The sequence below is a fragment of the Bacteroides congonensis genome (assembly GCF_900130125.1).
GTDB classification, from domain to species: domain Bacteria; phylum Bacteroidota; class Bacteroidia; order Bacteroidales; family Bacteroidaceae; genus Bacteroides; species Bacteroides congonensis.
In genome coordinates, this window is the sequence record NZ_FQXY01000010.1 from 1,291,255 (window position 1) to 1,304,961 (window position 13,707).

Genomic DNA, 13,707 nt, shown 5'->3' on the forward strand with positions numbered 1-13,707 from the left:
CTGGTTATTTTTTCTTTTTATTGTTTTGCTTTTCTTTTTCTTCCGCTGCGGAAACGACTTCCTCGATTTTCTTTTTCAATTCTTCTCCTGTGAGATTCTTGGCGAGAATCTTACCGTCTGCTGACAAAAGAATGTTGGCAGGTATTTGTTTGATGGAATATTGTTTGGCAGTTTCGGAATTAAGTCCGCCGAAGTCGCATACTTGTTCCCAGTCCAGCGTATCGCGTTTGATGGCATCTTTCCACTGCTCTTTGTCCATATCGAAAGAGATACCAAGCATAGCTATATGCTTATTCTTTTTATACTTCTTATAAAGGGCTTTCAGTTCGCTGTTACTGCGATGATTGGAAATGCTGTCACTCCAGGAAGCCCAAAAGTTGATTAGCAGATTTTTCTTCTTGAAATCTTCGGATGAACGGGTGATCTTTATTCCTTTTGTATTGGGCAGGCTGAAGAACGGCGCATATTTGCCGATTTCCGTTTTCTCGGCTTGTGATATGCTTTCATTCAGCCGTTCAATATAAAGTTTATCTTGTAATATACCAGTCATGACTTCAATCAGCTTCTTTATCTTATTGAAATCAGGAGATTCCTTTTGGACAAAATATTTATCTAACAGGTAGAGACTGACAAATGACGAATGATGCGTTTGTATGAACTCTTCCGCCTTTTCTTCCATGGCTTGTTCGGATGGACTACCGAGGGCATCCAGTTCCTTCTGAAAGGCTGTAAACTCTTCATTATATATGTTTCCGTCAATTGTCAGGACTTCAGGGTTACTAATATTCCCTTTAATCTTGATTTTGTTTCCTTTATCAAGGAATATTGGGTATTCAGTCTGGTTCCTGATGAGAAGAAAAGCTGAGGTGATAGTATCTATCGGGGCTGAATAAGAGAATTTGTCGTCTTTCACCAAAATAGTATCTATACGGTCGCGGATTTCGTCCATTCCATATAGGTAAAGCGTATCTGTACCCAATCCTTTGATTTCTCCGGTTATGCTCACTTCTTTTTGGGAAGTCTTGCCACAACCGAACAAGCAGATGGCTATGAGGATTAAAATGCTGCTCTTTTTCATTGTTTTGATTTCTTTTCTGCGAAAGTACGGTTTTTACGGATAAAAAAAAAGAATTGCCCGTCATTTATAATGACAGGCAATTCTTAATATTTAAAATAGAGTGGTATTTCTATTATTTAACGATGCTCATGAAATCTGCATTTGTGAAGTATTTTGCAAATTCCAGGTCAGTAGCTGCTTTCTTAGCTAATGAAGAATCTTTGGCAACTGCGCTCTTCAAGCTGCTTGTTACCATAGAAGAATTGTTAGTTCTAGCACCCAAAACTGCCATCAGGTAGTCTGTGTAAGCATCCGGTCTTTCTACGTTAGCCAAAGTGTTTTTAGCTTTGTTGTAGTCCTTAGCAAGGATCTGAGCCAAAGCAGCACTGTTAGTCTTAGAGTCACCGAATGAGTTGACTGCTCTTTCATATTGACCTTGAGCGATGTACAGGTTACCCATAGATTCGCCAAGTTCTTTAGTTCCGGCAGCTTTACCGAATGATGCTTCAGCAGCAGCTTTATCACCCTTCATCAAAGCGATCAAACCTAAGTTCATGTTAACTTCAGGAGTAGCGTTTACGCTGGCAGCTTTCTTGAAGTAAGATTCTGCTTTGTCGTAGTTACCGGCTTGGTAAGCTAATTTACCCAAGTTGTTGTAAGCACGGTAATCGTTCGGGAATTGTTTTGTAGCTTGAGCATAGATAGCTTCTTGCTTAGCAGGATCGTTAGTCAGTGTAGCAGCGTACAGCAACTCTTCAACGTTCAGTTCAGAAGGATTGGAAGAAGCCAGTTTAGAGATTTCTTCGTCAGACTTGCCGATGATTTCGTAGTTCAAAGTCAAACGGGAACGACGCAACTGAGGAAGGATTTCGTCAGCCAAAGTCTTGTAAACAGAAGAAATGTTTTTGATTTCCTGTTCTCTCTGTGCAGGATCCTGGTACATTGACAATACGCGGAGAATCAACTCTTTGTCCTGGATGTTGGATTTAGAAACCAGTTCTTGGAAACCTTCCCAGTCCTGTGCAGTATATTTAGCGTCAACCGGAGCGTCGATTTTTGCTTTCTTCAGGTCTTTGTTCAACATCTTGGTTGTGTTGCTTTCACGGTTTTCAGCAAGAGTAGTATTCAAGCTTACACCACCATCAGGAGAAGCATATGAAGATACTTCGATGTTGCTGATCTTCTTGTTGGCAGCTTCGTTTACGTTAGCCACTTCTTTGTTGAATTCTTTAGCAGTCTTCAACTCGCTTGAACGGATGTTAGCCTGTTGGATCAAGAACATGATGTTAGCATCGTGCTTTTCTTTGATGATACGTTGGAAAGCGTCTTCGCCCAGTGCAGGGTTTGCGTTACCTAATGTATTGTTCACCAACTCAGAAGTAGAAATTACACCATCAGCTACTTTCACAGCAGGGATAGTAACCACTTTCTTACCGATAGTAGCTTTAAATTCGAGGTACAATTCTGACTTAGCCATTTCAGGAACATAGTCGAAAGAAGTTTTCATTGTGTAGCTACCACCCATCTTGTAAGAGATAGACTGGTCGTTACCTTCTACTTTTTCGCCTTGGAAAGTAGCTGGCTGGCCTTTAGCTTCGCCGCCATTCCATTTCAAAACCGGAGTAACTTCTACAACAGCTTTCTTGTTGAAATACTTTTCAGGAAATTTACCATTGATGGTAGCAGGAACTTTACCTCCTACTGCTTCCAACACTTGCGGAGTAACAGTGAAGTAATCAGCTGACAGTGGACCCATTTTTTTGTTGCAAGAAGAGAATAATGCAACAATCATTGCCATGAGTAAAGGCAAGTACAACTTCTTAGTCATTTTAGGTATAAATTAAATGTTTGTAATTGAAATTTCGCCTATTCGCAAACCTCTTTCTGTTCAGCACGGAAAAAGTAACGCAAAGATATTAATTCTTAATATAATTATATAGATAGAGGGGCGATTTTATCATAATTTAATGAAATAACGACTCTTTTTCTTTCCGATACTTGATATTTCGGGGATGATGCTCAATAATCTCACTGCGAAGCATATTACGGTCGATGTGCGTATAAATTTCGGTAGTTGCGATGGACTCATGTCCGAGCATGCATTGGATGGCCCGCAAATTGGCGCCACCTTCCAGTAAATGAGTGGCAAAGGAGTGCCGGAATGTGTGCGGACTGATATTCTTGGTAATGCCCGCCTTTTGCGCTAATTCTTTTATCATGTGGAAGATCATGATCCGGGAAAGTCCTTTGCCTCTCCGCTGGCTGACGAAAACGAAATCTTCGTGCCCTTTCTTCACTTCTATTTGGTTGCGGTCTGTGATGTAAAGTTTTATTTCGTTAATCGCTCGCGGGGAGATGGGGACAAGGCGTTGTTTGCTTCCCTTCCCTTCTACTTTGATGAAGCCTTCGTCGAAATAAAGATCGGACAATTTGAGGTTGACAAGTTCAGAAACACGAAGTCCGCAACTGTATAGTGTTTCCAGAATAGCCCTGTTGCGTTGCCCTTCGGTTTTGCTGCGGTCAACGGCGGAGATGATCCGGTCAATTTCTTCCACTGTGAGTACTTCGGGGAGTTTGAAGCCGAGCTTAGGACTTTCCAGTAGCTCGCTGGGGTCTGCTTCCAGATAATCTGCCATGATGAGAAAACGGAAGAATGATTTGATTCCCGATAAGATGCGGGCTTGTGAACGGGGGTGGATGCCGATGTCGTGCAGTCCGGCTGCAAAACGTTGAAGGTCAGCGAGGCATACGTCCAGGACGTCTATCTCTTCTAACATTAGAAAACTCATCAATTTGTCCAGATCCGTGAGATAGGCATCCAGCGTGTTGGGAGACAAGGACTTTTCGAGTTTGAGATACTGCTGGTACTTCCTGATTATCAAGTCCCGTTGCTCCTTCTTCTTCTTTTTTTCGTTGATTTCCATTTCTTTTTTCTACCTTTGTAGCCTGAAATATTGTTCTTTGGATACAAAGGTATAAAAAAACAGGATTGCGCGATGAAGATACAAATTATTAATGGCCCGAATATTAATCTGTTGGGTAAGCGTGAACCTTCCATTTACGGAAGCGTTACATTTGAAGATTATCTGGCTGAACTTCGCAAAAGATACGCTGACGTGGAGATCGACTATTTTCAATCGAACATTGAGGGAGAAATGATAGACTGCATTCAGCAGGTAGGATTTGATGTGGACGGCATTATTATGAATGCGGGTGCATATACGCATACTTCCATTGCTTTGCAGGATGCGATTCGTGCGGTGACAGCTCCGGTGATCGAGGTGCATATATCCAATGTGCATAGCCGTGAGGATTTCAGGCATGTTTCTATGATTGCCTGCGCTTGCAAGGGAGTTATTTGTGGCTTCGGGCTGAACTCGTATCGTTTGGCTTTGGAAGCATTGCTGGAGAATAAATAAGGTATAATATATAAATAGGTAGAAAGACTATGTTATTGAAACAGACTAAAATTGTGGCTTCCATCTCGGATAGACGTTGCGATGTAGATTTTATAAAACAGTTGTTTGAAGCTGGGATGAATGTGGTGCGTATGAATACTGCGCATGCTAGCCGTGAAGGTTTTGAAGCTTTGATTGCAAATGTGCGTACGGTATCCAACCGTATTGCGATTCTGATGGATACAAAAGGGCCTGAGGTTCGCACGACAGCTAATGCTGAACCGATTCCATATAAGATAGGTGAGAAAGTGAAGATTGTTGGCAATCCTGAACTTGAAACCACTCGTGAGTGTATTGCCGTTTCATATCCGGATTTCGTACATGACCTGAATATTGGCGGTACGATTCTGATTGACGATGGTGACTTGGAACTGGAAGTCATTGATAAAACTGCAGATTACCTGCTTTGTGAAGTGAAGAACGAAGCTACTTTGGGAAGCCGTAAGAGCGTGAATGTACCGGGTGTTCGTATCAATCTTCCTTCATTAACAGAGAAAGACCGCAATAATATCCTTTATGCGATTGAGAAGGACATAGATTTTATCGCCCACTCATTCGTGCGCAACCGTCAGGATGTACTTGATATTCGTGCAATCCTGGATGCTCACAACAGTGATATCAGGATTATTGCTAAAATAGAGAATCAGGAAGGTGTGGATAATATTGACGAGATTCTTGAAGTGGCTGATGGTGTGATGGTTGCCCGTGGTGACTTGGGCATCGAAGTTCCACAGGAACGTATCCCGGGAATCCAACGCGTGCTGATTCGTAAATGTATCCTTGCCAAGAAGCCGGTGATTGTTGCCACACAGATGCTTCATACAATGATAAACAACCCTCGTCCGACTCGTGCGGAGGTTACTGATATTGCGAACGCAATTTATTATCGTACAGACGCTTTGATGTTGAGCGGTGAGACTGCCTACGGTAAATATCCGGTGGATGCTGTAAAAACAATGACTAAAATCGCTGCTCAGGCTGAAAAGGATAAACTGGAAGAGAATGATATCCGTATCCCATTGGATGAGAATAGCAATGATGTAACGGCGTTCCTTGCCAAGCAGGCTGTGAAAGCTACCTCTAAATTGAAGATACGTGCTATCATAACTGACAGTTATAGTGGGCGTACTGCCCGTAATCTGGCTGCTTTCCGTGGAAAATATCCGGTGTTGGCTATCTGTTATAAGGAAAAAACGATGCGCCATCTGGCTCTTTCTTACGGAGTGGAAGCTATCTATATGCCGGAATTGGCAAACGGGCAGGAATATTATTTCGCTGCATTGCGCCGATTGTTGAAAGAAGGACGCCTGCAGCCAACTGACATGGTAGGATATTTGAGTAGTGGTAAAGCGGGTACAAAGACTTCATTCTTGGAAATCAATGTGGTAGAGGACGCATTGAAACATGCGGATGAAACCGTATTGCCTAATAATAACCGTTATCTGTAAAAGCTGGATTTTATGCAAGAGACTGAATCTATTGACGAATATATTCTGCAACATATTGATCCCGAAAGTGACTATTTAAAGTCACTTTACCGGGATACGCATGTAAAGCTGCTCCGTCCCCGTATGGCTTCAGGGCATTTGCAGGGGCGGATGTTGAAGATGTTTGTAGAGATGATTCGGCCTCGCCAGATATTGGAAATCGGAACGTATAGCGGATATTCCGCTCTTTGTCTGGCAGAAGGTTTGCCGGAAAGTGGAATGTTGCATACGTTCGAGATAAATGATGAACAAGAGGACTTTACCCGTCCGTGGCTGGAAAAATCACCGTATGCCGACAAAATCCGTTTTTATATTGGTGATGCCTTAGAACTTGTTCCGGACTTGGGTGTTACCTTTGATATGGCTTTTATCGATGGTGATAAACGCAAGTATATCGAATATTACGAAATGACGCTGGCACATCTTTCCGAAGGTGGGTATATCATTGCCGATAACACGCTTTGGGATGGTCATGTGTTGGAACAGCCTCGTAGCAACGATGCCCAGACAATTGGAATAAAGGCTTTCAATGATCTTGTTGCAGAAGATAAACGAGTGGAGAAAGTGATATTACCCTTGCGTGATGGGTTAACAATTATAAGAAAAAAATAAAGGAGTAGATTTATGGAAACAACAAGACAGAATAAGATCGCCCGCCTGTTGCAAAAGGAGCTAAGCGAGATATTCCTGCTTCAGACAAAAGCAATGCCGGGTATATTGGTATCTGTTAGTACAGTTCGTATCAGCCCTGATATGAGTATTGCCCGTGTTTATCTCAGTGTCTTTCCGTCTGAGAAAGCGGAAGAAATGGTGAAGAATATCAATGATAACATGAAGTCTATCCGTTATGAACTGGGCACCCGTGTCCGTCATCAATTGCGTATTATCCCCGAACTGAAATTCTTCGTGGATGACTCATTGGATTATATCGAGAAGATTGATTCATTGTTGAAGTGAAATAGTTCATTACAGAGGTGAATTTTCCCTTCTATATAGCCAAGCGTTATCTTTTCTCAAAAAAGAAGCATAATGCTATTAATATCATATCCGGCATTTCCGTGTGCGGAGTAGCTCTTGCTACACTTGCATTGGTCTGTACACTTTCCGTTTTTAATGGATTTCAGGATATGGTGGCTAGTTTCTTTACGGCATTCGATCCGCAACTGAAAATTACTGTCCGTGAGGGTAAAGTCTTTGACGGGCAGGATGAACGGATCCGTGCCGTCTGTGCGCTTCCTGAAATTGAGGTATTTACGGAAACGCTTGAAGAGAATGCGATGGTACAATATAAAGACCGTCAGGCTATGGTTGTGCTGAAGGGAGTGGAAGATAATTTTGAGAAACTGACTGCCATTGATAGCATCCTCTATGGTGCCGGTGAATTCCTTCTCCATGATTCGATTGTAAATTATGGGATAATGGGAGTCGAATTGGTAGCAACCTTAGGTACGGGACTGCAATTCGTGGATCCTCTTCAAGTATATCTTCCCAAACGAAATGCCAAAGTGAATATGGCGAATCCCGGTGCTTCCTTCAATCAGGATTACCTCTATTCTCCCGGCGTTGTGTTTGTAGTAAACCAACAGGAATACGACGGGAAATATATTCTGACTTCTCTTGATTTCCTCCGTCAACTACTGGACTATACAACAGAAGTCTCCGCTATGGAATTGAAGCTGAAGCCTGATGCAAATGTTTCATCCGTGCAATCTAAAATAGAAAAAATACTGGGGGATGCTTTCGTTGTTCAGAACCGCTATCAGCAACAAGCGGACGTCTTTCGTATTATGGAGATAGAAAAACTGATTTCCTACTTATTCCTCACCTTCATCTTAATGATTGCCTGCTTCAACGTGATTGGTTCTCTTTCCATGTTGATTTTGGACAAGAAAGATGATGTTGCGACTTTACGCAGTCTTGGAGCTGACGACAAACTTATTTCCCGTATCTTTTTATTTGAAGGTCGGCTTATTTCTCTTTTTGGTGCCGTTTCCGGAATTATTCTAGGTCTGATCTTATGTCTAATTCAACAGAAATTTGGTGTAATCTCACTCGGCGGCGGTGGCGGCACTTTTGTCGTAGATGCCTATCCTGTCAGCGTTCACGCTTGGGATGTAGTACTTGTTTTTGTGACAGTTCTAGCTGTCGGTTTCCTTTCTGTGTGGTATCCGGTGCGTTATTTAAGTAAGAGACTCCTATAGTATTTATTGTAGAAACTTTTCTATAATTGATAACTTTTAATTCGGTATTTATTTTTATATCTCCTAATATACTGCTATATTTGGCCCAATTTTGTTAATTAGAAATAATCTGTAAAACACTTCCGTGAGACCTGAAAGTAATGACATAGACAGAATTGTAAACGGTGATGAAGCGGCTTTCTATCGTTTTATGGAACGTTATTCTTCACGTCTATATCATTATGTTTTTGCTTTGATTGGTCAAAAGGAGCCGGCCGAGGAGGTTGTAAGTGATGTTTTCTATGAGGTTTGGAAAAACAGAAGTGGTTTGGCTGAAATAGAAAACATGAATGCTTGGATACAAACAATAACTTACCGGAAGGCTATTTCTTATCTAAGGAAAGAAACAGGAAAAGCTGAAGTCTTGCTTGATGATATAGGAGACTTTATATTCGCTCCGATTCAATCGCCGGACGAGGAAATGATAAGTAAGGAGGAGATGGAAAAAATAAATGATGCTATCCAAAAACTACCGCCTAAATGTAAGCATGTCTTTTTCTTGGCGAAGATAGAGGGACTACCTTATAAAGAGATTGCTAAATTATTAGATATATCTGTGAAAACTATCAATAATCATATAGCTTTTGCGTTGAGCGAAATTGCAGTAAAATTGAATATCCGCTCTCGTAAATGATATTTTTATTTCTTAGTTACTATTCTGTATATCAATGAACTATTAATGAAGTAAACTTGTTTCAAACTTTTTTTCTTGCGGAAAATGAAAAAAGTTCATTTTTAACTGGGAGATTCTTTTTTAAGTTGCGTCTTTAATAATAGAACAACATTAAAAAGATTATGAACTTGAAAGAATACTTTCGCCTTGCAAATTTATTTGGTAAATTGAATTCTCAGGAGAAACTTGAGGATGATTTTACCACTACGCCTGAAGGTGAGACGTTGAGATTCTTTTGGGAAAGCTGCGAACAAGAAAAAATTAATGCTTCTTCCATTATAGAGAAAACGCGCATAAAAATACGAGAAGGTGAAAAGAAACGCAGACGGAACTATTTATTGATAACTTCCGCTTCTATTGCTGCTTCTGTTTTGATTTGTATATCAACAATTTATTTTCTGAATCAAACAACTATTGTTGATGTTGATTTGCAGGCTATTGCAGAAGGAATGGATAGCCAGGCTGTTGATGAAGTAACTCTTATAACTGCTAAAGAACAATTGAACTTAGACGAAGATGCCTTTATCAAATATTCAAAAGAAGGAAAGGTTGCGGTTAATTCTCAGGTTATTAAAGAAGAAGGGGAAAAGGCAAGGGATGAACAAGAATATAATCAGTTGCTTGTCCCTCCTGGAAAGAGAGCAAGAATAGAGTTGTCAGATGGGACTCGTTTAGTAGTAAATTCTCAGTCTAAAGTCGTTTATCCTCGTCGTTTTAAAGGTAACATTCGTAAGATATATGCTCAGGGGGAAGTTTTCTTAGAGGTTGCTCATGATAAAAAGCATCCTTTTATTGTCGAATCTGAGGATTTTAATTTGCGAGTACTTGGTACAAAGTTTAATATTTCTAATTATAAAGGAAGTGCGACCAATATCGTATTGGTAGAAGGAGCAGTGGAAGTAACTGATAGAAATGAGAAGAAAGCACAATTGGCTCCACGTGATTTATTGAATATAGCTGGTGGTGCAATTACCAGTCAAAAGCAAGTCGATGTAGCTGAATATATTAGTTGGGTAGATGGAATTATGCTATTAAATGGCAATGATTTGTCACAGATAATCCAAAAACTGAGTATTTATTATGGTATATCCATACAATGTGATCCACTTGTAGGTAGTGAAAAGGTCTATGGGAAACTTGATTTGAAAGACGATATAGATGAGGTGATTGAATGTATCCAGCAAACATTGCCATTCACGATAGAAAAAAGAGATACTAGTATATACTTGAATAAATAATAATTTTTTAATTAATCTTTTAAATATGCTTGCCTATGAAGAACAGATAGCCATTATGACACACAAAAAAAATCGGATAAATATTGCCGTATTTACCCGATATTAATTCCTTAGTTAAATCAATAAATCCAAAATTGTTAACCTAAAAAGAAATTTTTATGGTAAAGAAAAGTATTTTTTTACACTTGAAGAAAAGACTTAAGCTTTTTTGCATTATAAATGTCTTTTTTATAATTCCATTTTCCTCATTCGGTACTAATTCTATTCGTTGGAATTCCGAAGAAGATCTATTCTCGGTACAATATGAGAATGCTACAGTTAAAGATATTCTAGATTATATTGAAAAACATAGTAAGTATATTTTTATTTACTCTGCTAATGTTCAAAGAAATCTGAATAATAAAGTCTCCATTTCAGTTTCCAATAAGAAAATAGATGTTGTCTTAAAAGAATTGTTTTCTGAGACAGGACTGAGTTATAAAGTGTCAGGAAGACAGATTACAATTTCAGTTCCAGAAGCTCCTAAGGTACAGCAGACTACACAACAGAAAGGTATAAAGGTAACAGGTAACGTTTCAGATGAAAAAGGCGAGCCGTTAATTGGTGTAACAATCATTTTGAAGAATGATTCTACAGTGCATTCATTAACAGATATGAATGGTAATTACAGTATTATTGTTCCTATGAGAAAGTCAGTACTCTCTTTCCGTTATATTGGTTTTGTACCAAAAGAAGAAATTGTTGATAACCGGAAAGTTGTTAACGTACAGATGGTAGAGGATGTAGGTCAGTTAGATGAAGTAGTAGTGGTTGCTTACGGTGCACAAAAAAAAGAATCGGTGGTCGGTTCTATTACTACATTGGCGCCTGAGAAGTTGAAAGTTTCTACAAGTCGTTCATTGAGTAATAATTTAGCCGGTGTTGTTTCAGGTGTGCTTGCTGTACAGCGTTCCGGTGAGCCGGGCTATGATAACTCTACCTTTTGGATTCGTGGTATCAGTACATTTGGGAAAGCAGGTGGAGACCCTTTGGTCTTAGTGGATGGTATTGAGCGTGATTTGAATAATATTGATCCAGAGGAGATTGAATCTTTTTCTGTATTGAAGGATGCTGCTGCAAGTGCTGTTTATGGTGTGCGCGGTGCTAATGGTGTAGTGCTTATTAACACGAAACGTGGGCAGGTTGGTAAGCCGCGTGTTGTGGTAAAGAGTGAATTTTCTTTTACTCAACCGGTTAAATTGCCTGAATATATTGGAGCAGCTGATTATATGCAAGTATTGGATGATGCCTTGATTGATACCGGACAGTCTCCTATGTATGCTGATAGAATCGCAAAGACTCGTTCTGGATATGATCCTGATTTATATCCGGATGTTGATTGGATTGATGCAATTTCTAAAGATAATGCATCTAATCAACGCGTGAGTGTCGATATCTCAGGAGGTACGGAGCGTCTGCGCTATTCGTTTGTTGCAGCAGTTTTTAATGAGCAGGGCATTTTGCAACGAGACAAGAAGCAAGAATGGGATCCTTCTATCAAATTACAGCGATATAATGTTCGTTCAAATGTTGATTTAAAACTTTCTCCGACCACTCAATTGCGCTTTAATATTGGTGGCTATTTACAGGACCGTAATTCTACTACTCAAGATGTTAGCTTGATTTTTAGTCGTGCATTCCGGGCTGTTCCTTTTACATTTCCTGCGCAGTATTCTTCAGGAGAAATGGCTGGAACGGAAGAAGGTAATGTTTGGGCAATGGCTACTCAAAGTGGCTATCAACGTACAAGTGCGAGTAAAATTGAAACATTGTTTTCATTGGAACAGGATTTGAAGTTTATAACACCGGGTTTAAAAGTTAAAGGTGTATTTTCTTTTGACCGTTATTCAAGTGGTACAGTGAAACGTTCAAAAACACCGGAATATTATAACGCTGCTACATCCCGAAACGAAGAAGGAGAACTTGTTCTGACAAAAAAGCAAAACGGTAGTAATTTCTTGGGTTATGATAAATCTGCTGATTATGGGAATAAGAGTGTGTATATGGAGGCAAGCCTGATGTATGATCATACATTTGCAGAAAAACATGCAGTTTCCGGTTTGCTTTTATTTAATCGCCGTAATTACGATAAAGGTGAGAAATTGCCATATCGTACTCAGGGATTGGCAGGACGTGCTTCTTATACTTATGGTGGAAAATACATAGCTGAATTTAATTTTGGTTATAATGGTTCTGAAAATTTTGCTAAAGGTAAGCGATACGGTTTTTTCCCATCGGGAGCAATTGGTTGGATTGTATCTGAAGAATCATTTATGCAGCCAATGAGAAATATTATTTCAAAGTTGAAATTACGTGCTTCTTATGGACAGACAGGTAATGCAAACTTGTCAGGACGTCGTTTTGCTTATCTTTCTACCATATTAGATGATTATGAGACTTTGAAGTTGTATAAATGGGGAGTAGAGTCCGGATATTCAAAAAATGGTATGGCAGAAGGAGAGTTTGCGGTTTCGGACTTAACATGGGAAATTGTAAATAAAGCTAATATCGGTTTAGAATTAGGCTTGTTGAAAGGTTTGGTCGATTTACAGGTTGATGTTTTTGAAGAACGGCGTCACAATATCTTCATGGAACGTGCTACTGTACCGGCGACTGCCGGTTTTATTAAAAAGCCATGGAGCAATTATGGTAAAGTAACTAACCGTGGTGTTGAATTGTCATTGAATGTCAACAAACAGTTTAATAAAAATTTGTATATAAGTTTGATGGGTACTTTTACTTATGCTCATAATGAAATAATAGAAAAAGATGAACCTCAAGCTGTAATTGGTACAAATAGAGCTGAAACGGGGCATCCGGTCAACCAATTGTTTGGGTATGTCGCTGATAGGCTTTTTACTGAAGATGATTTTGCAGATGTGACAACAGGAACATTAAAAGAAGGTATTCCAACACAAAGTTTTACAGCTAAAGTGCGACCGGGTGATATCAAATATGTAGATGTGAATAAGGATGGAGCGATTGATGCATTTGACCAATCACCGATAGGAGGCACTATTGATCCCGAGATTGTATATGGTTTTGGGCTGAATATGAAGTGGAAAGATCTTGATTTTGGTGTATTATTCCAAGGAATTGGGAGAAGTTGGAATATTCTTTCAGGAAACATTATACCAGCTTCCAACAAAGGTACTACTTATAATATATTCACTAATTATAATGATCGTTGGACCGTTGATAATCCTAGTCAGGATGTCTTTTATCCTCGTTTGGACTATGGAACCAACTCTAACAATAGTCAGCCTTCTACATGGTGGTTGCGAGATATGAGTTTCATGCGTCTGAAGAATATTGAATTAGGATATTCATTCCCTAAAAAATGGATGCAGAATATATTCATTTCTGGTGCGCGTATTTTTGTCAGAGGTACTAACTTGTTAACTTTCTCGAATTTTAAATTGTGGGATCCTGAAGTAAAAGATAAAACGGGTGCTGCTTATCCTGTAATGAAATCATTATCCGCAGGTTTTGAAATCAGATTCTAAAGATATAAT

The 13,707-nt window shown here is 39.5% G+C and carries 11 protein-coding genes; 8 read left to right on the plus strand and 3 right to left on the minus strand.

Annotation, left to right across the window (positions count from 1 at the left end; genetic code table 11):
- Positions 1–4 precede the first annotated feature (4 nt).
- The 3 genes from BQ7997_RS16140 to xerD all read right to left on the minus strand — a co-directional run bounded on the left by BQ7997_RS16140 (position 5) and on the right by xerD (position 3,981).
- Positions 5–1,078: a DUF4369 domain-containing protein gene (locus BQ7997_RS16140; RefSeq protein WP_073347223.1), complete on the minus strand. Its 1,074-nt coding sequence runs from the start codon at positions 1,076–1,078 to the stop codon at positions 5–7.
- 112 nt (positions 1,079–1,190) lie between these two features.
- Positions 1,191–2,885, minus strand: coding sequence for a tetratricopeptide repeat protein (locus BQ7997_RS16145; protein ID WP_022139168.1), 1,695 nt, complete (start codon positions 2,883–2,885; stop codon positions 1,191–1,193).
- A gap of 136 nt (positions 2,886–3,021) precedes the next feature.
- Positions 3,022–3,981: a site-specific tyrosine recombinase XerD gene (gene xerD / locus BQ7997_RS16150; protein WP_022139167.1), complete on the minus strand. Its 960-nt coding sequence runs from the start codon at positions 3,979–3,981 to the stop codon at positions 3,022–3,024.
- 72 nt (positions 3,982–4,053) lie between these two features.
- On the opposite strand from xerD, the gene aroQ reads away from it, so the two are divergent.
- The 8 genes from aroQ to BQ7997_RS16195 all read left to right on the plus strand — a co-directional run bounded on the left by aroQ (position 4,054) and on the right by BQ7997_RS16195 (position 13,698).
- On the plus strand, positions 4,054–4,476 hold the full coding sequence (gene aroQ / locus BQ7997_RS16160; RefSeq protein WP_022139166.1) for a type II 3-dehydroquinate dehydratase: 423 nt from the start codon (positions 4,054–4,056) through the stop codon (positions 4,474–4,476).
- Between the two features lie 29 nt (positions 4,477–4,505).
- The gene (gene pyk, locus BQ7997_RS16165; protein ID WP_022139165.1) at positions 4,506–5,963 is read left to right on the plus strand and encodes a pyruvate kinase; all 1,458 of its coding nucleotides are present in this window, start codon (positions 4,506–4,508) and stop codon (positions 5,961–5,963) included.
- A 12-nt stretch (positions 5,964–5,975) separates the two neighbouring features.
- Positions 5,976–6,614, plus strand: a complete 639-nt coding sequence (locus BQ7997_RS16170) for an O-methyltransferase (protein WP_022139164.1) — start codon at positions 5,976–5,978, stop codon at positions 6,612–6,614.
- A gap of 12 nt (positions 6,615–6,626) precedes the next feature.
- Positions 6,627–6,959 (plus strand): 30S ribosome-binding factor RbfA, encoded by a 333-nt coding sequence (gene rbfA, locus BQ7997_RS16175; protein WP_022139163.1) that lies wholly within the window; start codon positions 6,627–6,629, stop codon positions 6,957–6,959.
- Between the two features lie 17 nt (positions 6,960–6,976).
- Positions 6,977–8,203, plus strand: a complete 1,227-nt coding sequence (locus BQ7997_RS16180; protein WP_073347225.1) for an FtsX-like permease family protein — start codon at positions 6,977–6,979, stop codon at positions 8,201–8,203.
- A gap of 124 nt (positions 8,204–8,327) precedes the next feature.
- Complete coding sequence (locus BQ7997_RS16185; protein WP_073347226.1) at positions 8,328–8,876, plus strand: RNA polymerase sigma factor; 549 nt, start codon at positions 8,328–8,330, stop codon at positions 8,874–8,876.
- Positions 8,877–9,037: 161 nt separating this feature from the next.
- Positions 9,038–10,153, plus strand: coding sequence for a FecR family protein (locus BQ7997_RS16190; protein WP_022139160.1), 1,116 nt, complete (start codon positions 9,038–9,040; stop codon positions 10,151–10,153).
- Between the two features lie 158 nt (positions 10,154–10,311).
- Entirely contained in the window at positions 10,312–13,698 is a 3,387-nt protein-coding gene (locus BQ7997_RS16195) for a TonB-dependent receptor (RefSeq protein ID WP_073347227.1), read from the plus strand.
- Positions 13,699–13,707 lie beyond the last annotated feature (9 nt).

What these genes read in the sequence shown, in the direction of transcription:
- BQ7997_RS16140 (WP_073347223.1), bottom strand. Translation starts at nt 1,078, where the DNA reads ATGAAAAAGAGCAGCATTTTAATCCTCATAGCCATCTGCTTGTTCGGT.
- BQ7997_RS16145 (WP_022139168.1), bottom strand. Translation starts at nt 2,885, where the DNA reads ATGACTAAGAAGTTGTACTTGCCTTTACTCATGGCAATGATTGTTGCA.
- xerD (WP_022139167.1), bottom strand. Translation starts at nt 3,981, where the DNA reads ATGGAAATCAACGAAAAAAAGAAGAAGAAGGAGCAACGGGACTTGATA.
- aroQ (WP_022139166.1), top strand. Translation starts at nt 4,054, where the DNA reads ATGAAGATACAAATTATTAATGGCCCGAATATTAATCTGTTGGGTAAG.
- pyk (WP_022139165.1), top strand. Translation starts at nt 4,506, where the DNA reads ATGTTATTGAAACAGACTAAAATTGTGGCTTCCATCTCGGATAGACGT.
- BQ7997_RS16170 (WP_022139164.1), top strand. Translation starts at nt 5,976, where the DNA reads ATGCAAGAGACTGAATCTATTGACGAATATATTCTGCAACATATTGAT.
- rbfA (WP_022139163.1), top strand. Translation starts at nt 6,627, where the DNA reads ATGGAAACAACAAGACAGAATAAGATCGCCCGCCTGTTGCAAAAGGAG.
- BQ7997_RS16190 (WP_022139160.1), top strand. Translation starts at nt 9,038, where the DNA reads ATGAACTTGAAAGAATACTTTCGCCTTGCAAATTTATTTGGTAAATTG.
- BQ7997_RS16195 (WP_073347227.1), top strand. Translation starts at nt 10,312, where the DNA reads ATGGTAAAGAAAAGTATTTTTTTACACTTGAAGAAAAGACTTAAGCTT.